The 21,806-nt window shown below is 32.2% G+C and carries 16 protein-coding genes; 3 read left to right on the top strand and 13 right to left on the bottom strand.

Features of this window, described 5'->3' with window-relative positions; translation table 11 throughout:
* Positions 1 to 273: 273 nt before the first annotated feature.
* Both N5B56_RS08485 and N5B56_RS08480 read left to right on the top strand, forming a co-directional pair.
* The gene (locus tag N5B56_RS08485) at positions 274 to 1,395 is read left to right on the top strand and encodes a YibE/F family protein (protein ID WP_260978736.1); all 1,122 of its coding nucleotides are present in this window, start codon (positions 274 to 276) and stop codon (positions 1,393 to 1,395) included.
* On the top strand, positions 1,386 to 2,177 hold the full coding sequence (locus tag N5B56_RS08480) for a YibE/F family protein (protein ID WP_022089793.1): 792 nt from the start codon (positions 1,386 to 1,388) through the stop codon (positions 2,175 to 2,177). The genes N5B56_RS08485 and N5B56_RS08480 overlap by 10 nt, the downstream gene beginning before the upstream one ends.
* A gap of 61 nt (positions 2,178 to 2,238) precedes the next feature.
* Here N5B56_RS08480 and N5B56_RS08475 read toward each other — a convergent pair whose 3' ends face one another.
* The 10 genes from N5B56_RS08475 to N5B56_RS08430 form a co-directional block, all read right to left on the bottom strand.
* Complete coding sequence (locus N5B56_RS08475) at positions 2,239 to 3,591, bottom strand: MATE family efflux transporter (RefSeq protein ID WP_260978735.1); 1,353 nt, start codon at positions 3,589 to 3,591, stop codon at positions 2,239 to 2,241.
* Positions 3,592 to 3,744: 153 nt separating this feature from the next.
* Positions 3,745 to 4,923 carry an iron-containing alcohol dehydrogenase gene (locus N5B56_RS08470; RefSeq protein ID WP_260978734.1) on the bottom strand — a complete coding sequence of 393 codons (1,179 nt, stop codon included), beginning with the start codon at positions 4,921 to 4,923 and terminating at the stop codon, positions 3,745 to 3,747.
* 200 nt (positions 4,924 to 5,123) lie between these two features.
* Positions 5,124 to 5,708, bottom strand: a complete 585-nt coding sequence (locus tag N5B56_RS08465) for a hypothetical protein (RefSeq protein WP_260978733.1) — start codon at positions 5,706 to 5,708, stop codon at positions 5,124 to 5,126.
* Between the two features lie 95 nt (positions 5,709 to 5,803).
* Positions 5,804 to 8,227, bottom strand: coding sequence for a glycoside hydrolase family 3 C-terminal domain-containing protein (locus N5B56_RS08460; RefSeq protein ID WP_260978732.1), 2,424 nt, complete (start codon positions 8,225 to 8,227; stop codon positions 5,804 to 5,806).
* A gap of 500 nt (positions 8,228 to 8,727) precedes the next feature.
* Positions 8,728 to 11,655: a glycoside hydrolase family 3 N-terminal domain-containing protein gene (locus tag N5B56_RS08455; RefSeq protein WP_260978731.1), complete on the bottom strand. Its 2,928-nt coding sequence runs from the start codon at positions 11,653 to 11,655 to the stop codon at positions 8,728 to 8,730.
* Between the two features lie 186 nt (positions 11,656 to 11,841).
* Complete coding sequence (locus tag N5B56_RS08450; protein ID WP_022089787.1) at positions 11,842 to 13,167, bottom strand: ATP-binding protein; 1,326 nt, start codon at positions 13,165 to 13,167, stop codon at positions 11,842 to 11,844.
* Complete coding sequence (locus tag N5B56_RS08445; RefSeq protein WP_178514746.1) at positions 13,167 to 13,877, bottom strand: LytR/AlgR family response regulator transcription factor; 711 nt, start codon at positions 13,875 to 13,877, stop codon at positions 13,167 to 13,169. The genes N5B56_RS08450 and N5B56_RS08445 overlap by 1 nt, the downstream gene beginning before the upstream one ends.
* A 286-nt stretch (positions 13,878 to 14,163) precedes the next feature.
* Complete coding sequence (gene feoB, locus N5B56_RS08440) at positions 14,164 to 16,674, bottom strand: ferrous iron transport protein B (RefSeq protein ID WP_260978730.1); 2,511 nt, start codon at positions 16,672 to 16,674, stop codon at positions 14,164 to 14,166.
* A gap of 200 nt (positions 16,675 to 16,874) precedes the next feature.
* Positions 16,875 to 17,096, bottom strand: coding sequence for a FeoA family protein (locus N5B56_RS08435; RefSeq protein WP_022089659.1), 222 nt, complete (start codon positions 17,094 to 17,096; stop codon positions 16,875 to 16,877).
* Between the two features lie 128 nt (positions 17,097 to 17,224).
* Positions 17,225 to 17,437, bottom strand: a complete 213-nt coding sequence (locus N5B56_RS08430) for a FeoA family protein (protein ID WP_117909598.1) — start codon at positions 17,435 to 17,437, stop codon at positions 17,225 to 17,227.
* A gap of 219 nt (positions 17,438 to 17,656) precedes the next feature.
* Here N5B56_RS08430 and N5B56_RS08425 point away from each other — a divergent pair, with 219 nt between their 5' ends.
* Complete coding sequence (locus tag N5B56_RS08425) at positions 17,657 to 18,022, top strand: metal-dependent transcriptional regulator (RefSeq protein WP_022089657.1); 366 nt, start codon at positions 17,657 to 17,659, stop codon at positions 18,020 to 18,022.
* A gap of 179 nt (positions 18,023 to 18,201) precedes the next feature.
* Here the strand turns inward: N5B56_RS08425 and hydF are convergent, their stop codons facing one another.
* The 3 genes from hydF to hydG are packed head-to-tail and all read right to left on the bottom strand — an operon-like array spanning position 18,202 to position 21,792.
* Positions 18,202 to 19,458, bottom strand: coding sequence for a [FeFe] hydrogenase H-cluster maturation GTPase HydF (gene hydF / locus N5B56_RS08420; protein ID WP_260978729.1), 1,257 nt, complete (start codon positions 19,456 to 19,458; stop codon positions 18,202 to 18,204).
* Positions 19,459 to 19,485: 27 nt separating this feature from the next.
* On the bottom strand, positions 19,486 to 20,337 hold the full coding sequence (locus N5B56_RS08415; protein WP_260978728.1) for a PHP domain-containing protein: 852 nt from the start codon (positions 20,335 to 20,337) through the stop codon (positions 19,486 to 19,488).
* Between the two features lie 33 nt (positions 20,338 to 20,370).
* Positions 20,371 to 21,792 carry a [FeFe] hydrogenase H-cluster radical SAM maturase HydG gene (gene hydG / locus N5B56_RS08410; protein WP_260978727.1) on the bottom strand — a complete coding sequence of 474 codons (1,422 nt, stop codon included), beginning with the start codon at positions 21,790 to 21,792 and terminating at the stop codon, positions 20,371 to 20,373.
* Between the last annotated feature and the right edge of the window lie 14 nt (positions 21,793 to 21,806).

The following is a 21,806-nucleotide window of genomic DNA, read 5'->3' as shown; positions in this document are numbered from 1 at the left end:
TGTTGCCAAAATTTACATTAACAACAAAAAAATTTTACCACCAAATTTTCACACTAATAATACAAATAAAATTTATACTAATAAATAATTTATGTTAACAATTTAGATAACGATTTCATTTGACAAATTACTTTTAAAAATCTATATTATTTTGTTAGAATAGATTAAATAAAATATAATAATTATTCAGAATATGTGCTAAAAAATTTTCATATATCAACAATGATTTATTCTTATCTTCATGGCTGAATAATTAAAAAAACAGGAGTTATTATGAACTTTAAAGCACTTTTAAAAAGCAATAATAAACTTATATTTAAATTCTGTCTTTTAATCGGTTGCTTTCTTATAATGACATTATTTATTTTTAATAATGAATCTTTTTACAAAAGGACAATAATAAAAATTACTGATATTTCCACATCAAATGCGGGTGTTAATACAAGTCCGACCGGTAAAACAGAAAATACATTTGTGCAAAACATTAAGGCAAAAATTTTAAATGGTAAATACAAAGGTCATACTGTTTCATTTGATAATTCATACTCTGAATCAGAAATTACCTCTGTAAAATATAATAAGGGTGATAAATTATTTGCTTCTATAAAAAAAAGTAACGATAATTTAACTGCAACAAATATTTCTCCAAAACGTGATTCATTTCTATTTTTACTTATTGGAATGGTTATGCTTTTACTTATCTTTACCTCAGGACGTTTAGGATTTTTAACTATAATTTCAGTTATTATTAATATCTGCTCTTTTATATATTGTATGAATTTTATTACAGAAGACTCAGTCAATTTTCCCGTGTGGATATGTGAAATAATTCTTTTCACAGTTGTTACTCTTATTTTGGTAAGTGGTTTTCATATAAAGACTTTAGGAGCAATTATTTCAACTTTAGCATCTGTATTAATCATTGCCGCTTTATACTATGTAACAATTTATGCAAATGGTGATTTGCCTTACGACATGCAGCAATACGAAGTTGCGTCACTGCCTCTTAAAGATATATTCTTTTTAAGTTCATTGCTTGGTCTTTTAGGTGCGGTTATGGACAATGCAATTACCATTAATACTGCTGTAAGTGAAATTGTTGCCACAAATCCATCTGTTTCCTACAGTAAACTTGTAAATTCAATATATGAAATTATTTATGATGTAATGGGAACAATGATTAATGTATTATTTTTTGCTTACTTAAGCAGTTCTTTACCTATTATTATTTTAAAATTGAGTAATGGATACAACCTGATATCCGTTTTTACTATTGATTATATTTTTGATATTGTAAGATTTTTAATTGGTTCTATAGGGATTGTTATTTCTCTTCCAATTTCAGGAATTATTGCTGTTTTACTATTTAAGAAAGGATTTAGAAAATGCGAATAGTTTATATATTATTTTTCATTTTGTTTGTTCTAATGCTTGTATTAGGTGGCGAAAGAGGTGCAAAATCATTTATAACTTTAGTTTGCAATGTTTTTATTGGAGCAATTAGTATTTTTCTCCTCTTAATTGGAGTTTCACCTTATTTGATTATAATTGTAAGTTCTTTGGTATTTTGCCTTGTTACAATAAAATTTCAGAATGGATTGAACATTAAAACTGTTAGCAGCCTGATTTCTGTTTTAATGGTCTGCATTTTTTCATGCGTGATTATTTATATTTTCAGTATTAAAGGACATATTGGTGGATTTAATGAGATTGAAATGCAGGAAGAAGAGGTTTTCTTTTTAGGAAGCGCAGTTGAATTTAAAATGGTAAATATTTTAATGGTTGCTTTTGTGTGGGGCCAATTAGGTGCAGTTATTGACACAAGTATGGCTATATCCTCATCTTTACACGAAATATTTATTCATAATCCAGACTATTCTAAAAGAAAGCTCATTTATGAAGGAGCTGTTATTGGGAAAGATATATTAGGAACAACAGTAAACACTTTATCATTTGTTTTCCTTGGTGAATCTCTTATGTTGTTTATTTATTACCGTACTTATGTATATTCAACTAATACCATTATTAATTCTTCTTCATTTTTTCAGGAAATCTTTTCTTTATTATTATCATGTATTGGTTGCTTAATAATAATACCTCTTACTTCTTTTATTTATGCAATCATATGCAGAAATAAAAAAATTCATAATTTCATTGCAAAATTTTCGGAGGACTAAACTAATCCCTCCGAAATTTTTTGTCTTAATTTATTTTATATAGTCTTTTACTAATCTTTACCTATTGTCCTGCTTCTATTCTTTTTCTAATAATCAAATATGAGGTCATTACCATTGTCCCGGTTATTACCCATGTTACAGGATATACATTCATAAGCATTGTAAATGTCGGAACAACCTTAAATACTGTATATAACCATACTACTCTAAATCCGCAGGAACCTATTACAGTAAGTAGTGCCGGAAGAAGTGAATGTCCCATTCCTCTGAGCGCTCCTCCTGATATTTCATATACGCCTGTAAGGCATTCTAGTAAAGTTACATGTTTCATTCTTATTATCGCATATTTTATTGCTACAGGATCATTTGTATAGATACCTGCGAAAAAGTCCGTTGCGCCCACAAAAATAAAACTCATGACAAGTGTTAATGCCATACCTGTAACAAGACTTATTCTAAATGCCCGCTTACATCTTTCAAGATCCTTTGCTCCATAATTCTGGCTTGTAAATGTAACCGCTGTCTGATTAAAAGCATTTATCATGTAATATGTAAAATATTCGTAATTTAATCCCGCAGAAGAACCTGCCATCGCATGTGTTCCAAATCCATTAATAGCTGACTGAATAAATACATTTGACAAAGAGAATACAACTCCCTGTAATCCTGCCGGTGCTCCTATTTTGATTACCTTAACAACTATTTCTTTATTTAACGATAATTCTCTAATATTTAATCTTATTGCATCATCACTATGCGATAGAAAATATACTACTAAAAAAGCACTAACTCCATCTGCTATAACTGTTGCTATGGCAACACCTGCAACGCTTAAATGAAATACTATTACAAGTAATAAATTTAGTAATATATTTATAATTCCTGAAATAATAAGGCAATATAAAGGCTTTCTGGTTTCACCTGTACTTCTTAGTATCGCTGCTCCAAAGTTATAAACCATGACAAATGGCATTCCTAAAAAATAAATTCTTAAATATAGTACTGCAAGATTTATAACTTCTGATGGTGTATTTATCATTAAGAGAATTGGTTTTGCTATGATTATACCTATCACAAGCAATGATACTCCGCTTATAAGTGCCACTGACATAACAGTGTGTACTGCTTCTTTAACCTTGTCTTCTCTTCCCTGTCCAATAAAATTTGCAATTATTACATTTGCACCTATTGATAATCCAACAAACATATTTATAAGCAAATTAATTACGGGACTGTTACCTCCTACAGCTGCTAAAGCTGCACTTCCTGCAAATCTTCCAACTACAGCCACATCTGCCGAATTAAATAACTGCTGCAGAATGCTGCTTGCGGCTAATGGAAGTGCAAAGAACAATATCTTATAAAACATTGGTCCATGTATCATGTCCATTTGTTTATTTTTTACTTTACTCATTTTTTCTCCAAATTTTACTTAATCTAAAATTTAATGTGCATGTAATTTTCCCCAATATATTCTCTTTCTTTTAAAAACTTTTTATAAAATCTGCTTTTGTATATTATTTAGACACTTTACAATATATTATCTTTAATGTGTCATTGCATTATATTATCTTGCCATTTTATAAATTTTTACAATATCTTCTCTATATAGAACCTTCGCTGAGCCTTTATGTCCACCACACGCATCACAACACTGGTCTGCTAGTTTCTCTATATCTGCATCTGTCAGGTCTAATCCAAGCTCTTTTATTGATGTTGGCATTCCAATGCTATGATAAAATTTTTCCATTGCTTCTATTCCCTTTAAAGCAATTTCTTCATCACTTCCTACCTCTTCAACATTCATTACATTTATTGCAAATTTCTTAAATCTTCCAAGGCATTCTTTATATACATATCTTGCCCAGCTTCCCCATACAGCAGCTAATCCTGCTCCATGTGCCACATCATATACTCCGCCTAATTCATGCTCTAACATGTGCGTTGCAAAATCTTTGTTTTTAATACCACATCCTGTAAGTCCGTTATGTGACAAACTTCCTGCCCACATTACTTCTGCTCTTGCTTCATAATTATCCGGTTGTTCCAAAAGAATTGGTGCATTTTTAAGAACTATCTGCATTACAGATTCTGCTATTTTATCTGTAAGTTCCATCGTTTCTCCTGCTGTAAAATAGCGCTCCATTGTATGCATCATTATATCTGTACATCCACATGCCGTCTGATATTCCGGTAATGTCATTGTAAATTCAGGATTCATTATTGCAAATCTTGGTCTTGAAATTTCAGTATGATATGAACGCTTTAGTCCTGTTTCATCATTTGTAATAACTGAGCTGTTGCTCATTTCACTTCCTGCTGCTGCAATTGTAAGAACAACACCTACAGGAACACATTTATCCGTAACACGCTTCTGTGCATAGAAATCCCATACATCTCCTTCATTTGCAATTCCATATCCGATTGCTTTTGCAGAGTCGATAACGCTTCCTCCACCTACTGCAAGAATAAAATCAACATTCTCTTTTTTCGCTAACTCAATTCCTTTATAAACTAATGAAAGCCTTGGATTAGGAACAACTCCTCCTAATTCTACATATGGTATATTTTCTTCTGTTAATAATTTTTCTATTTTATCAATTAATCCTGATTTTTTTGCACTATGTCCACCGTAATGAATCAAAACTTTTTTACAATTCTGTGCCTTTATAAGCTGTGCCACTTTTTCTTCTGATTTTTTTCCAAATTCTATAAATGTTGGTGTGTAATATTCAAAATTGTACATATTTCATTACCTCTTTTCTGTTTGTTGACTATTAAATTCTCTACCTTATTTTATTCTTCATTTATTATTTTTTCAATTTATTTTTTAAGATATTATTTTTTCAAGCAAAATAGGACACTTCCATTTTCTGAAAGCATCCTCTTTATTATTTGTTTATGGCTTTTTAATTTTTAATATAATTTTATTTACTATAAATCAATCTATTTATCCTTTTCTCCTTCAGGGAAAATAATTTTAAATACGAAGAAGAATATTATCATCGATACACCGCCTGTAATAAATGTTACAAGTATGTTATAAATTGCAGGTGATACATATGCTGATGCTATAGGCATCCATAAATTATTAAATCCGTTACAGATAAGTGAAATTACAACCCATGCTATGAAATACCACATTGCCTGATACCATGGATTCCCTTTACTCTTAAATGTAATATTTCTCTGTAATGGGAAGTTAATACACTGTGCTAAAAATGAACCTAATTCATAACTGATGAAATATCCTAATCCACCACCAATTACTACTACACCTGCTGCATTTTTTACAACATTGTATCCAAGTAAGCTCCAAGTAAAATCTACACCAAATATATGCATGTCAATCTGTGGCCACATAAACTCTGTTCCTGCAAGTCCGACACCTAACATTTTTGGCATAAATGTAAATACTAAATACTGAAATATTGTTACACCTTCGCTGAATACTATAAAGTAGAAAATCTGGTATAACCACTTTGCTAATTCAGGATGTTTTTCTTTAAAATTGCTCCAAATCTGTTTCATTTTATCTCTCCTTGTACTTCTTATATCTTTTTAAGTTTTCACATTAATCAATAATTTTAATTTTGTTCCTAACAATTTCTATCTTTGCTTAATATTTATTTTTCTCCTAAAAGTCTTTTCTCATATTCTTTATTTGCTTTGTTATTTGCAAAGAATCCTTTAATAACTTTTCCGACACCCTTAAAGAAATGCCCATTCCAAATGCTTACAATTCCCTGTGCCATTTCTGTACTAACCATTCCACCTGTCATTTTTGCTAATGCATAAAAAGGCATATTGTAAATAAATAATATATTTAAATCCGGTTTTCCTTTTGCTTCGCTCTTCTTCTTTATGCTTGTTAAAATTTTATAAACTAATCGTCCTACCCATCTTTTAGCATAATATAACTGGCAAAATGCATCATACATTGATAGTTCACCTGACCAGCTTCCATCAGGGATTTTCCTTCCAAGCAAAGTTTCAAACTGCTTATCATCTACATTTTTGATATCTGCATTGTAATATGATGGCATTTTTTCTTTGTCATATGGATTTTCTGCCTCTGTTCCTTTTATAGAAATTTCTGCTGAAATTCTTACGTCTTCTACATTTGAAGCTATGTTAATAACATATTCTGCTGTTTCAATTTCAAACTTATTTGTTTTTACATTGAAATATCTAAATGTCTTATCATCAAATGGTATTTCAACCTGTTTGCTTTCGCCTGCCTTCAAAAATACTTTTTTGAATCCTTTTAATTCTTTTTTAGGTCTGTATATTTTATCTGACTTACAGCTTACATACATCTGGGCAATTTCTTCGCCATCCATTTTTCCTGTATTTGTGATTGTAAATGTAACCTTGTCCTCTGCAACATTTATATCTGAATATTCAAATGTTGTATATGAAAGTCCATATCCAAATGGATATTTTACAGGAACTTTAGCTGTGTCATAGTAACGATATCCTACAAATATTCCTTCTCTGTATTCTGATGTTCGTTCCTTTGATGGAAAATAATTGTATGAAGGTACATCTTCATATTTTACAGGTAATGTTTCGTTTAATTTTCCTGATGGATTTATCTTTCCTGTAATAATATCAAGTAATGCACCTGCTCCTGCCTGTCCTGACAAATATCCATGCAAAAGTCCTTTGCAATTAACATCCCAAGGTGTTTCAATTGCTGAACCTGCACTTAATACTCCTACAATGTTTTTATTTACCTTGCTTAATTCTTCAAGTAATTTAATCTGGTTTGCAGGAATTTTCATATGTTGTCTGTCTAATCCTTCTGACTCGCTTAATTCATCTAATCCAAAGAAATAGAGAACTACATCTGCTTTTGAAGCTATTTCTTTCGCTTCTTCAAGCAATTGATTATTTTCCTTACCTATTCTGTCATAACCTTTTGCTATTCCTATATTTTCAAGTTTATATTGTGCTATTGTATTTGCTATTGTTTCTATTTTTGTAGCATTTACAACTGATGAACCTGCTCCCTGAAATCTTGGTTCAATTGCAAAATCTCCTATAACTGCTACCTTTGTTCCTTCTTTTAATGGAAGAATATTTTCTTCGTTCTTGAGTAATACAGCACTCTTTCCTGCTGCTTTTTTTGCTATCTCATGATGCAATTCTTTATCATACTTACTATTGCTTTTTTCTTTTTTTGCAAATGTTAAAATTGCATCTAACAATGTATCTACACACTCATCTAATTCTTTTTCAGTAAGTCGTCCTTCTTCAATTGATTTTAAAAGTTCTCTTGCTGAACCTAGTCCCGGTGCCGGCATCTCTAAATTAGAACCTGCTGCAACGCCTGCTGTATGGTCATTTGATGCTCCCCAGTCTGTAATAACTATTCCATCAAATCCCCATTCATCTCTTAAAATTTCCTGTAATAAATGCTTATTCTCATTTGCATATACTTCATTTACCTGATTATATGCACTCATAATAGCTTTGGCATTTCCCTCTTTTACAGCAATTTCAAAATTTGTTAAATATATTTCTCTTAATGTTCTTTCATCTAATACAGAATCAGAAGCCATTCTTCTTAATTCCTGACTATTTACTGCATAATGTTTTGGGCATGCTGCAACACCTTTACTTTGAATTCCCTTAATATATGAAGCAGCCATTTTTCCTGCTAAATATGGGTCTTCTGAAAAATATTCAAAATTTCTTCCACATAAAGGATTTCTTTTTACATTTAATCCCGGACCAAGTATTACATTTACATTTAAAGCTACTGCTTCCTCGCCTAAAGCTTTTCCTATTTCTTCGCCTAATTCCGGATCCCAGCTGTTTGCAACTGTTGCTGCTGTTGGGAAACATGTTGCTGGAACTGATGCATTTAATCCTAAATGATCGCCATCACCTTCCTGCTTACGAATCCCATGAGGTCCGTCAGAGCAAAACATTGACGGTATATTTAATCTGTCAATATTTCTTGTTTCCCACTCTGTCATTCCGCTTAATATTGCTGCTTTTTCGTCCAAAGTCATTTTATTAAGTAAGTCCTGATGTTTCATTTTACTCTCCTTTTCTAATCGCAATATTTATGTACTAACTTTCTTTTTTTGTTGCTAAATTCTTCTTTCATTTTGTTAATCTTAATATATCATCTAAAATATCAAATATATTCTTTTGTCATAAACTGCCGTTTTAGAGACATAAACGGTGCTTTTATACGGGTATCTTTAAGGAATGCTTTTACTGATTGTAATCACAGTTGTAGATATATTAATAGAATACTTTCACTACTTATAAGCATAATTGTCAGCCGTACTAGCAGAGCACTTTCACTACTTATAAGCATAAATACTATCTTAAACCCAGGACATTATATCTTTAAATCAGTTTGACATTAATCAGGCTGAAACTCTTTCATTGTGCATAAAAAAGATGCATCCTTACTTAAGTTTTAATCACTTAAGTAAGGATGCATTTGAGGGAGTTTTCCGGTCGTCATGCTCTACAAGTAGCATGATTACCTTTAGTTATAATCTATAATTATTCTTAAACAACTATATTATTCTGCCTGTTCTACAACAACTTCTTTTCTTCTCTTGTTGAAGTTTACTATTAATAAGATTTCCCAGGCAATTAAGATAATTGCTGCGCAAACATCTACAACTTTAAGAATTGTTTCCCAACGGTTTGGCTGCTGTGACTGTTCAATTCCAAGTTCACTGTACTGACGGCTATTTGCTACAACATAGAGAATACGTTTTGCTGACTGACGTAATTTCTGCTGTGCTCCTGCTGTTTCAGTATATTTCATATCATTTGCTTCTGTTGCATAGTTTACTAACATAAGGTCTGTACCGTTACGAATTGCCTGGTCAGCGTTCATGTAACCATATACACCAAAGTAGTCAGTTTCAACAAATCCCTTGAATCCCCATTCACCACGGAGAACATCTTCTAATAATTCTGAGCATCCACCTGCCCAACGGTTTCCAATGTAGTTGAATGATGACATAACTGCTAATGAGCCACCATCTTTAACTGATTTTTCAAATGGTTTTAAGTAAACTTCACGGATTGCCTGCTCATTTGCCCATGTACAAAGCATGCTTGTTCTATTTGTTTCCTGATCATTTAATGCAAAGTGTTTCATATATGCATATACTCCGTGAGCCTGTGCACCCTGAATTGCGCTTGCAGCGATATCTCCTGACAATACACCATCTTCTGAATAGTATTCAAAGTTACGTCCTGCAAATGCTGTACGATGAATGTTCATAGCCGGGCCATACCAACCTGCTGTATCCATCTGATCTGCCATTGTTCCGATTGAATCACCAAATTTATTTGCTAATTCATTATTCCATGTAGCTGCAATTACTACTGCTGCAGGGAATCCTACAGAACCCTGTCCTGTAAAGTTGTTATTAATAGAAGCCGGACCATCACAGTCATTTGTTCTATATTTTCCTACTGATTTAATTGCTGCAGTCTGATATCCACCAAGAGATGTCATACTGTTCATTTCCTTAATTGTTAACTGATCCATGAATGTATCCCATTTTTCATCATCATAGTCTACACCACGCATGTCAACTAAATTAATTCCTGTATTCTTTCCTGTTGTTGGATATTCTGCATCAGGATCTTCATCTTTTTCACCTGCTTTTGCATCATAATTTGATACATTATAAAATCCTGCTTTAGCTTCATCTGACATTTCTGTACTTGTTGGAGCCTTTGTTGCTTCTTCATAGTTTGCAAATTTATCTGCTCTTGAAAGGTATGTTACATCACCTTCTGCGAAATCAAATTCGTTTGTTGCAACTGATACATCACTTTCACGTTTGTTATCTTCGCCATATTTAATTGTTTCAGGAACATTTACATTAACGCTGTCTAATACTGTATGTGAATCTGAATTTATAGATACCACATAGTCACCTTGTTCTAAAACATATGCTTTAGCTGTCTTTGAATCATAAGATGCCATATCTTCTTTATCAAATGAAACTTCAACTGTTTGAGTTGCACCCGGTTCAATTGAACCTGTCTTAGTATATGTAACTAAGTTTGCACTTGATTTTTCAATACCACCATTTGTATATGGAGGATTATAATATACTTCTACAACATCCTTACCAGCAACTGATCCTGTGTTCTTAACTTCAACTGTCAATGTTACAGTGTCACCTTCTGTGCTTGAATTTACAATTTTCTGTTCAAATGTGCTGTAGCTAAGTCCGTATCCAAATGGGTACTGAACTGTCTTATCATAATCAATAAGGCCTTCTGTAGCTGCTGTTTCATAGAACTTATATCCTACATAAATTCCTTCTACATAATTTACAAAAGTTGGCTGTGTTTCAGGACTGAAAGCTGTTGCATCAACCTTGAAATCACTCATATTTGTATATTCAAATTCTCCCATGTTATTCCATGTTGGAGCTTTTGTCAAATCATATACAAATGTATCAACTAATCTACCTGATGGGTTAACTTCACCTGATACGATACGTCCAAATCCGTCAAATCCTGACTGACCTGCACCTGCACACCAGTATGCACCCTTAATCTGTTTGTAATCATTAATAAATCCTAATTCAAATGGGTTTGCACCATTGTATACAACAATTACGTTGTCAAAGTTTTTACATACAAGATCAAGCATTTCTTCTTCTCTGTTTGATAACTGTAAGAAATGATCTCCTTTGTCCCAGTCTTTTCCTTCATTTACTGAATCGTCATATGTCATCGGAATATCTGCTTTGTATGTTCCGTCAGCAACTGCTGCCATATCTGTTGGAAGGTCAGCACCTTCACCACCTACACGTGAAATAACTACCATTGCTGTGTTTGAAAATTCTTTTGCATTGTTCATCATTTCATCTGTGTAAAGACTTACATTTGGCTCAGGTAATGTCCAATCACAACTCATCATTCCTACTTCAGGATGTTTATCTTCATAATCTGTGTAGAATTTTGTTAATTCCTTGTTTGTTTCGATTCCCGCGTCATTTAAACCTTTGATTAAATTAACTGTAGGATATGCATCATTTAATGCACCTGAACCTGTACCACCATAGCAAGGATTTGTTGAACCCCAGCCAAATACGTTTAACTTACCACTTGTTACAGGAAGAACGTTATCATCATTCTTTAAAAGAACTGCTCCTTCTTCCACAATTTCTGAAACTAAATCAGTAGCTTCTTCAGTTGTCTTTGCGTCGATTTTGCTAACCGGCTTTCCTGCTACTGATGTTAACAATGTGTTCATTGGTCCTGTACAAATTAAATTTGCAATTACAACAATTACCAATACCATTGCTACCAAAACCTCTCCACGAACCAAACGTTTTAAAGGTTTCTTTAATCCTTTTACTGCTACAATAGCAATTATTCCGACAATAATTGCTATTACACCTACTATTAAGTGTGTTGATATACTTTGAATAACTCCTATAACGTCATCCCAGTTAATAGCTAACATCTCATTTCCTCCTTTTTCATCTGAGCGGTATCCGCTGTTTCCTTGTAACTATAATTTACCACATCCTAATTTAATTTGAGTTTTCTGTCATAAACTGTCGAAAATCACTCATTAACTGCATTTTGCATATACTTTTTGCACAAAAAAAGTGCACTTATATGTGCACTTTTCACATTTATTTAACAATTATTTGTTACTACAAGGAATTAATATTGTGAGTTCAAACCAATCTTTATTCATTCCTGCTTTCATGGTTCCGTCATATTTGTCAACTGTATATTGAATACTCTTAAGTCCGAATCCATGATTTCTTTTGTCAGCCTTTGAACTCTCAAATAATCTAATTCCTCTTTTATCCTCATTTGGTTTAACTTCGCAATAATTCTGAAATTGAATAAGTACAAATTTATTCTTTGCAGAAACAGTCACGTGTATAATTCTTTTTTCAATATCCTTAATCATTACTACATTTTCAATTGCATTATCAATTGCATTTCCAAATATAGTACAAATATCAGTAACATGCATAAACTCAAGTAATTTTCCATCAATAACACAGGTAAACTTAATATCATATTTCTGTCCATGCATTATCTTTCCCGCTATAATAGTATCTAATACCTTATTTCCTGTATTAGTAACACTCTCAAATCCTCTAATATCATCTTCCATTGCATCAAGCCACTCTGTTCTTTTATCGATATCCGTTTCTGCCCTAAGACCTGCAATCTGATGCTTTAAATCATGATATTTCATATTAATTAAATCTATGCTTTCCTGATAATTTCTATATTGATTGTACTGGCTCTTTAACATTGAATCCATTGTTACAATTTCTGACTCAGCCATAAGTTCACAAACTCTACTTTGATAAGCATAAAGAATTGTCATTCCTGCTAAATCAAATAATGTTCTAATGTTAAATATGTCACTTCTAAATCCACTTGAAAATGGAGTATTTTTCCAAATAAAACTTAAATTACTAAATGTAAATGCTACTGCCACTATAGCTATAACTGCAATAAATTCTTTATATGTAATTTTATTTAAATATTCAGGATTCATTAACGGCTTTTCCATAAATGCAACTAATACAAAAATTGCTGTATATATAACAACCAGCATTACTATCTTTGCAAATACAAAATGCTCAACATCAACTCTTGCATTCAGATAACAATCCAACTGCCACTGAAATGATGCTGTAAACTCAGCAATAAGAAATGCTCTCGCACATAAATATGCCGCCGTAATTGAATGCACATTTCCTACCGTATATATGAATAAATACATTAAAAGTGCCGCAGCCACCATACATGGAATCCACCATACTGTTGGCAAATCTCCCGTTGGAACTAACAACGCAATCTGTGCAACTAAAAATAACGTTGATAATGCAACTGTTATTTTATTATTGAACCTCTTCTTAATAAGGCAAATATAAATTACACACGCTCCCCATTCTGCTAATGCCGTATAAAATCTTGGAATATCCTGATAAATTGTTTCCATTATTCAGTCACCCCACTCATATAATTAACTAAAGCCTCCATAAACGGCTTTTTCTTTGCTCTACTTATTAATAACTCCTCGTCATTAATAAGGCACACTCCCTCTTTTACCCCATCGACGTATTTGAGATTAACAATATATCCTTTATTGCATCTGAAAAATCCATATGGCGATAATATTTCCTCCATATCTTTCATTGTACCTCTTGCAGTAAATTCGCCTTTCTTAGTTCTATATATGAGAGAATGTCCCATACTTTCAACATAATATATATCATCAATTTCCATTTTTAAAACACCATCTTCTACAGGAATTGATACAAATACTTTCTTTTTATTTTGTAGTCTTCCTATCGCTCTATCAAGTTTCTGCGAAAACGGAAAATATTCAACCGGTTTTACAACGTAATCTAATGCATCAACTTCATATCCTCTTATTGCATATTGGGTCATATTTGTAATAAACATTATAATTACCTCGCTGTCTAATTTTCTAATCTGTTCAGCAGCCGTCATTCCATCCATATATTTCATCTGAATATCCATAAGAATTATGTCAAAATCTCCTGAATAATTTTCAACTATTTCCGCTCCATCCGGAAATACTCTTACATTAATTCTGTTTCCGCTTTCCTTCTCATATCTTGATATATATTCTTTTAATTGAGATACGTATAATTTCTCATCCTCAACTATTGCAATATTAATCATTGTATCCTCCTACTCTTCGTAATTTTAAAATTAACCACTACACCCTCATAACTTTATTTTCAAATATTAAAATCCGTTATTTATAACTGTGCAACTATTGTAAAACTCCTTATAAATTATATCTTAACATACAAAAAAATTAGTGTAAACAAAACCTTAATGTCTTGTTTACACCATATATTGGAAGATAGTACGCTAAAAACAAAAAAGGACTTTACAGAATACGATTGGCATTAACCTACATATCCTGTAAAGTCCTCTGTATAAATATTTTATTATGTTTAAATTAGTTTTTTGCTAATTTTTTAGAGTCAATTTTTAAAGATGTACTTTCCTTGTATGGTCTGAATAATAAGTATCCAAATCCGATTACAAGTAAGATTGCCACTACTGTTCCAACTCCAAATGTTCCTGCTGTAAATAATGTACCTAACTGGTAAATACATAATGCAACTACATATCCAAGAATTGTCTGGTATCCAATTGCAAAGAAGAACCATTTTTTGTTGTTCATCTCTCTCTTAATAGCACCCATAGCTGCGAAACATGGTGCGCAAAGAAGGTTAAATACTAAGAAACCATAAGCAGCGATTGGTGTCATAATCTGTGCAAGATTTCCCCAGATTTCTGTACCATCTTCTGCAACTTCTGCAAAACCGAATAACATACCAAATGTTGCTACTACATTTTCTTTTGCAATTAAACCTGAAATAGCTGCTACAGCCATCTTCCATCCTTCACCTGCTTTTGTCCATCCAAGTGGTGTGAAGATAGGGGCGATTACACTTCCAATTGAAGCAAGAATACTGTCGTTTAACTGTTCTGCTTCTAACATTCCAAATTTTCCATCTACCCAACCAAAGCTCATTAAGAACCAAAGTACGATTGTTGAAAGAAGAATAATTGTTCCTGCCTTCTTAATGAATGACCATCCTCTTTCCCACATACTTCTAAGTACGTTGCTAACTGTTGGCCAATGATATGCAGGAAGTTCCATTACGAATGGAGCCGGATCGCCTGCAAACATTTTTGTTTTCTTTAAAATAATACCTGAGCAGATAATTGCTGCAATACCAATAAAGTATGCACTTGTTGCTACCCAACCTGCATTTCCAAAAAACGCACCTGCTATTAATGCGATAATAGGAAGTTTTGCTCCACAAGGAACAAATGTTGTTGTCATAATTGTCATCTTACGGTCACGGTCATTTTCAATTGTTCTTGATGCCATGATACCCGGAACACCACATCCACTACCAATTAACATTGGAATGAATGATTTTCCTGAAAGACCGAACTTTCTAAAAATTCTGTCCATGATAAACGCAACTCTTGCCATATATCCACAGCTTTCAAGGAAAGCTAAGAAAATAAATAATACAAGCATCTGTGGTACGAAACCAAGTACAGCACCAACACCGGCTACAATACCATCAAGGATTAATCCCTGCAACCAGCCTGCACAGTTAATTGCTTCAAGTGCATTTCCAATAATCACAGGAACACCTGGTACCCAAACTCCATAATCTGCAGGATCAGGTTCTTCTGCTTCTGTTGCTGTCTTAAAATCATTAACTGTTACGTCAAACTTGTCTTTTACATTTCCATCTTCATCTTCAATTTCTGCTTTTGCAGTAATGTCTGATACTCCGGCTTCAGCAACAAATGCGTCAACTGTTGCTGTTTTATCAGCTTCACTTGCTTCTTCGTCCCCAAGAACTTCTTCGATATTATCTGTGCTGATTCCTTTGTCCTTAGCTGCTTCAATGAAAGCATCCACTGCTGCTGTCTGCTTTTCATAATCGCCTGATGCATCTTCATAAGAACTTGTTCCTATGCCAAATAAATGCCATCCGTCACCAAATACACCATCGTTAGCCCAGTCAGTAGCCCATGAACCAACTGTTGTTACTGATACAAAGTAAACAACAAACATTACTACTGCAAAGATTGGAAGCGCAGCCCATCTGTTAGTTACTACTTTATCAATTTTATCTGATACTGATAATCCCTTCTTTGAAGACTTCTTAATACATTCTCCGATAATAGAAGAAATATATGTATATCTTTCATTTGTAATAATACTTTCTGTATCATCATCAAATTCTTTTTCAAGCTTTGCTATTTCATTTGATACATCAGGAATTTCTGTCATCATTTCACTAATCTTATCATCTTTTTCAAGAAGCTTTATTGCAAAGAATCTCTTCTGTTCAGGAGCAACACCACTTCCAAGAAGGTTTTCTACATCTTTAATTACATTTTCAACATCTAATGTAAACTCATGAACTGCTATTGAAGCCTGTTTTTTGTTAGCTAAAGCAACTGCTTTTTTTACAAGTGTATCAATTCCTTTTCCTTTAAGAGCTGAAATTTCCACTACTTCGCATCCAAGTTTCTGACTTAATTTTTCGATGTTAACTTTGTCACCGTTTTTCTCTAATACGTCAACCATGTTAACAGCCATGATTACAGGAATACCAAGTTCCATAATCTGAGTTGAAAGATATAAGTTTCTTTCAATGTTTGTACCATCAACAATATTAATTATTGCATCCGGCTTTTCTGTTATAAGATAATTTCTTGCAACCACTTCTTCTAGCGTATATGGAGATAAAGAGTAAATACCTGGTAAATCGACCAATGTAGCTTCCTTATTTCCCTTGATTTTACCCTCTTTCTTTTCAACTGTAACGCCTGGCCAGTTTCCAACAAACTGATTAGAACCTGTCAAAGCATTAAACAAAGTTGTTTTTCCGCAGTTAGGGTTACCTGCTAAAGCAATTTTAATTGACATTTTTTTCTCCTTTTTTTACTATCTTTTTCAAATGTGTAATAATATGCTATTTTGTCATTAGTAAGTTAACTCAAAATTTCAAACGCAAGTTTTATCATTCTGACCGCAATTCTTCATTGCTTACCTTTATTGCATATCGCTCACTTTCATTATGTTGTACTTACTTTTATTAGTCACTTCTAACTTGTAGGTAAAAAAAATTATTCTACCTCAATCATTTCTGCATCTGCTTTTCTAAGAGATAATTCATATCCTCTTACAGTTACTTCAATCGGGTCTCCTAAAGGTGCTACTTTTCTTACATATACTTCAACACCTTTTGTTATGCCCATATCCATAATTCTTCTTTTAACCGGGCCATCTCCAGTAAGTTTCTTAACTTTCACAGTCTTTCCAACTGCAACTTCCTTTAATGTACTCATTGCTATCCTTCTTTCATATTTCTTTTTATATGTAAAATTATGATTGTGCACTCTTAAATACCTGCACAACAAAAAAGATTTAATAATATTTAATCAAATAAATAAAACTTTAATTTTCTTTATTAAATCTAAACCATAATTTTATTAGCCATATCTTTTCCTATTGCAACACGTGAATCTTTTACGTTAACAATCATGTTTCCACCCATCTGTGAAACAACTGTAACAGTTCCACCTACTACAAATCCTAAGTTTTCCAAAAACCTTCTTGTTTCTTCCTTACCGCCAACTTTTTTGATAACCGTTGGTTCTCCTTCATTTATCATAGTTAATGGCATCATGTTTCCTTCTTTCTTCTTAAGTAAAGATAAACCTTATTTTCAACAGTTAGTATATGCTAACGCAAATTAGATGTCAATAATTATTTTACTAAAATTCCAAATTTTTTTCTATTTTTTATAAAAATACCTTTATATTTTTATTCAATATAATTTGAGTAATATTCCACTTTGTGATACAATATCAAAAGACAATACGAGAAATACAAGGAGGTTTTCAACATGATTATTAATGAATCGGCAGAAAATTATTTAGAGACTATTCTTGTTCTTAGCAAAAAACTTCCCGTTGTTCGTTCCGTAGATATTTCCAACGAATTAGGTTTTAAGAAATCAAGCGTCAGCATTGCTATGAAAAACCTTAGAGAGAAAGGTCATATCACTGTTACTGACGCCGGATACATTTATCTTACAGAATCTGGAAAACAGATTGCAGACATGATATATGAAAGACATGAACTCTTATCATCATGGTTAGTACGTTTAGGAGTTCCTGAAGAAATTGCTACAGAAGATGCATGTAGAATTGAGCATGTGATTAGCAAGGAAAGCTTTGCGGCTATAAAGAATCATGTAAAATCACACTAATTATTTTAAACATTTATTATAGTCTTTAATGAGTAAAACCCACATCATTTTCCATTGATGTGGGTTTTACTCATTTATCATATGTGTAGTAAATAACCTAAAACACTACATATAATATTATTTTGGTTATTTGCAGCCTGGTTATAAACTTGTTTTACCCCATTTCTGACAACGAGCCATTATTTTCGTTTATTAGTATTAAATACTTCTATACTTCTTTCAAGAATTCCATTCATATACGCTATCAATGTACCATAATTTGTCATTGGAATTTTATTATCGTTTGCACACTTTAATCTATATTTCATTTCCTTTTCATTTAATGTGCATCCGCCACAATGAATAATTAATTTGTACTCTGACAAATCTGTCGGAAATTCTGTTCCACTTGTAAAATGCAGTTTTAAATCTTTTCCTGTGTATTTTTTTATCCAATTAGGTAGCTTAACCGTTCCTATATCATCGCATTGTCTATGATGAGTGCAACCTTCTGAAATCAAAATTCTGTCTCCATCATTTAAATTTTCGATAGTAGCTGCACCTTCTACCTGTGTCTTAAGATTTCCTTTATGCCTTGCCATTAATATTGAAAAAGAAGTTAAAAGCATATCATTAGGTGTATCTTTTGCTACCTGTTTGAATACCTGACTGTCTGTAATAATTAATTTCGGTTTTTGTACTAATTTATCTAAAGTAGCAACAAGTTTATCCGGCTGAATCACAATCGTAATTGCCCCTACTTCTAATAATTCTCTTATAGTCTGCTGCTGCGGTAATATAAGTCTGCTCTTAGGTGCTGCTGAATCTATTGGTGTCACTAAAATAACAATATCTCCTTCATCGACTAAATCTCTGACTATCGGATATTTAAATTCATTTTCCGGCTTTAATGTGGCTATCTTTTCTTTTAATTCATATATATTCTTATTTGCTTTAGCACTTATTCCAATTATTTTATTTTCAGGCACTATTTCTAATAATTTTTTATAAACTTGATTTTCTTTTAAATCTGTTTTAATTAAATCTATTTTATTTAAAACAATAATATAAGAAATATTTCGTTTTTTAATTTCATTTATAAGAGAAATGTCATCGTCTAAAATTTTATGAGACATATCATTATTATTCTTTTCATTTAAATCAATAACTATAACAGCTATATCCGTCTTATTTAACATCTGATAAGTTTTCTGAACTCTTAATTTGCCAAGTTCTCCTTCATCATCAATTCCCGGAGTATCTATTACCACAACAGGCCCTAGAGGTAAAAGTTCCATTGCTTTTAATACCGGGTCAGTTGTTGTACCACAAACATCTGATACAATCGATAATTTCTGACCTGTAATTGCATTAATCACACTAGATTTACCTGCATTTCGCTTTCCAAATATTCCTATATGAATACGTTCACCTCTAGTTGTTTCGTTCAAACCCATTATTTTCTCCATTATTTCTTTTAACTGTTAATTATTGTTATCTTTTCCTTTATATTCTGTTTTATCTTTATTTTCTTTTTTATCATTGTCAATTATATCTATTCTTTCAATATAACCTTTTTTAAGTTTTCCATTACGCTGGATTCCACGACTCCAACCTCCAAATTTATTATAAATCCAAAATAAATATGTTGTTATTATCTTGGCTTTTCCTAATTTACCTCTTGAAGTATTTTCATATATTTTTCCACCAAATTCAGTCTTATTTCTGTGTTTTATATACTCAATCAACTGACTTTCTTTTCTTATTTCATCAGGAATTACTGTGTATGCATATCCTATGCTCTCCGTCTTATGTGAATCACTTCCTGCTGTTCCTGTCAAATTATATTTTTCAGCCATTTCTAACGCTTTATCATTTGCCATTTTAGATTCGCAGGCATTAAACACTTCAATAAAATCAAATTCAGATAAAATGTCCGGATTTCTTTTATAAGCTTTTGAATTCATAAAGCTCATAAACTTTTCACCAAATGGATGCGCAGGTCCTAATATTCCTCCATAATTATGAACTATTGGAATAAGCAACTGTACCGGCATTCCTCTAAGTTCCATAAGCCTTAATTTAAGATTCTCCGGCATAATTACAATGATATGTCCTGCATCTAATGTATCATACTCTATTCCCTTAAATACTACAAAGTCCTTGTCAACATTTTTTATATTATGTTTCCAATATCTATACCCATCATAAGAGTCATGATCTGTTACTAACATTCCCCCATAACCCTGAGATTTTAATATATTTATATACTCACTAATTGGGACTTTTCCATCTAGCGATCCCTCTTTTGTATGACAATGCATATCTATTTTCATATAAACCTCCTAGAGAGGATTTTAACGTTTGTTTTAAAATCTAAAGTCTCTTTTGTTATTATCTTTTATTAATTTTAAATTTTTTATTACAATATTCTTTACTTTTTCATTAGGAATATTTTCAATTTCTTTATGAATTAAATTTTCGCCTATTTCTTTTGTTTCAGATGAAGCATAATCCATTAAATACTCCTGTAAAGTCATTAATGCATTTGGTAGACAACAGTTCTGTATTTGACCACTTTTACATAAAGACATAAATCTGTCACCTGTTCTGCCTTCTCTATAACAGGCTGTACAAAAACTTGGTATATAATCCATTTTCATAAGCCAGTTAACCACTTCATCAAGACTTCTTGTATCAGTTACATCGAACTGCCTTGAATTTTCTTCTTCAGATTCTGCTTCAAAATATCCGCCCACACTTGTTCTTGAGCCACCACTAATCTGAGAAATTCCAAGATGTAATACTCTTTCTCTTGTCTTCTGACTTTCCCTTGTAGATACAATCATTCCTGTATATGGAACTGCAATTCTTATACATGCAACAATCTTTGCAAAAATATCGTCACTTATTCCATTTGAAAATGATGACTTATCTATATCATCTGCATCGCAAATTCTAGGCACACTTATAGTATGTGGTCCAACTCCAAAGACAGCTTCTAAATGTTCAGCATGCATTAATAATCCTGCAAATTCATATCTGTACTTATCAAGTCCAAATAATACACCAAGACCTACATCATCAATTCCACCTTTCATTGCTCTGTCCATTGCTTCTGTATGATAATTATAATCACTCTTTGGTCCTGTCGGATGTAATTTCTTATAGCTTTCCTTATGATAAGTCTCCTGAAAAAGTATATAAGTTCCAATTCCTGCTTCCTTTAATAATCTGTAATTTTCAACAGTCGTCGCAGCAATATTAATGTTTACACGTCTGATAGCTCCATTTTTGTGTTTTATACTGTATATTGTTTTAATGCACTCAAGATAATAGTCCATTGTATTATTAACAGGATCTTCTCCTGCCTCTAGTGCTAATCTTTTATGTCCCATATCCTGAAGAGCTATTACTTCTTTTTTAATCTCTTCCTGTGTAAGTTTTTTTCTGGCAATATGCTTATTCTTAGCATGATAAGGACAGTATACACATCCGTTAACACAATAATTCGACAGATAAAGTGGAGCAAACATTACGATTCGATTTCCATAAAAGTCTTTTTTTATCTGTTCAGCAAGTTTAAACATTTCATTGTTTTTATTTTCATCTTTACATGCTAATAATACGGACGCTTCCCTGTGGGATAGTCCTTTTCTTAATTTGGCTTTTTCAAGAATCGAATCAATAAGTTTTATATTATTTTTATTTTCATCTGCATATTTAATTGTATCTAGAATTTCTTCATGATTAATAAAATCATCTGCCGATTTTGATGTTATATCATACACTTTTATGTCCTTCT

Source organism: Eubacterium album, from assembly GCF_025336545.1.
GTDB lineage: Bacteria > Bacillota > Clostridia > Lachnospirales > Lachnospiraceae > Eubacterium_U > Eubacterium_U album.
Note: the sequence above shows the minus strand (reverse complement) of the source record. Positions and strands in the feature narration are given on the sequence as shown.

Bases quoted from the DNA above. Each gene is read 5' to 3' on its own strand.
- N5B56_RS08470 (WP_260978734.1), bottom strand. From the start codon at position 4,923: ATGTACAATTTTGAATATTACACACCAACATTTATAGAATTTGGAAAA.
- N5B56_RS08425 (WP_022089657.1), top strand. From the start codon at position 17,657: ATGATTATTAATGAATCGGCAGAAAATTATTTAGAGACTATTCTTGTT.
- N5B56_RS08455 (WP_260978731.1), bottom strand. From the start codon at position 11,655: ATGTTAGCTATTAACTGGGATGACGTTATAGGAGTTATTCAAAGTATA.
- N5B56_RS08475 (WP_260978735.1), bottom strand. From the start codon at position 3,591: ATGAGTAAAGTAAAAAATAAACAAATGGACATGATACATGGACCAATG.
- N5B56_RS08430 (WP_117909598.1), bottom strand. From the start codon at position 17,437: ATGATGCCATTAACTATGATAAATGAAGGAGAACCAACGGTTATCAAA.
- N5B56_RS08485 (WP_260978736.1), top strand. From the start codon at position 274: ATGAACTTTAAAGCACTTTTAAAAAGCAATAATAAACTTATATTTAAA.
- N5B56_RS08480 (WP_022089793.1), top strand. From the start codon at position 1,386: ATGCGAATAGTTTATATATTATTTTTCATTTTGTTTGTTCTAATGCTT.
- feoB (WP_260978730.1), bottom strand. From the start codon at position 16,674: ATGTCAATTAAAATTGCTTTAGCAGGTAACCCTAACTGCGGAAAAACA.
- N5B56_RS08415 (WP_260978728.1), bottom strand. From the start codon at position 20,337: ATGAAAATAGATATGCATTGTCATACAAAAGAGGGATCGCTAGATGGA.
- N5B56_RS08465 (WP_260978733.1), bottom strand. From the start codon at position 5,708: ATGAAACAGATTTGGAGCAATTTTAAAGAAAAACATCCTGAATTAGCA.
- N5B56_RS08435 (WP_022089659.1), bottom strand. From the start codon at position 17,096: ATGAGTACATTAAAGGAAGTTGCAGTTGGAAAGACTGTGAAAGTTAAG.
- N5B56_RS08460 (WP_260978732.1), bottom strand. From the start codon at position 8,227: ATGAAACATCAGGACTTACTTAATAAAATGACTTTGGACGAAAAAGCA.
- hydF (WP_260978729.1), bottom strand. From the start codon at position 19,458: ATGGGTTTGAACGAAACAACTAGAGGTGAACGTATTCATATAGGAATA.
- N5B56_RS08445 (WP_178514746.1), bottom strand. From the start codon at position 13,877: ATGATTAATATTGCAATAGTTGAGGATGAGAAATTATACGTATCTCAA.
- N5B56_RS08450 (WP_022089787.1), bottom strand. From the start codon at position 13,167: ATGGAAACAATTTATCAGGATATTCCAAGATTTTATACGGCATTAGCA.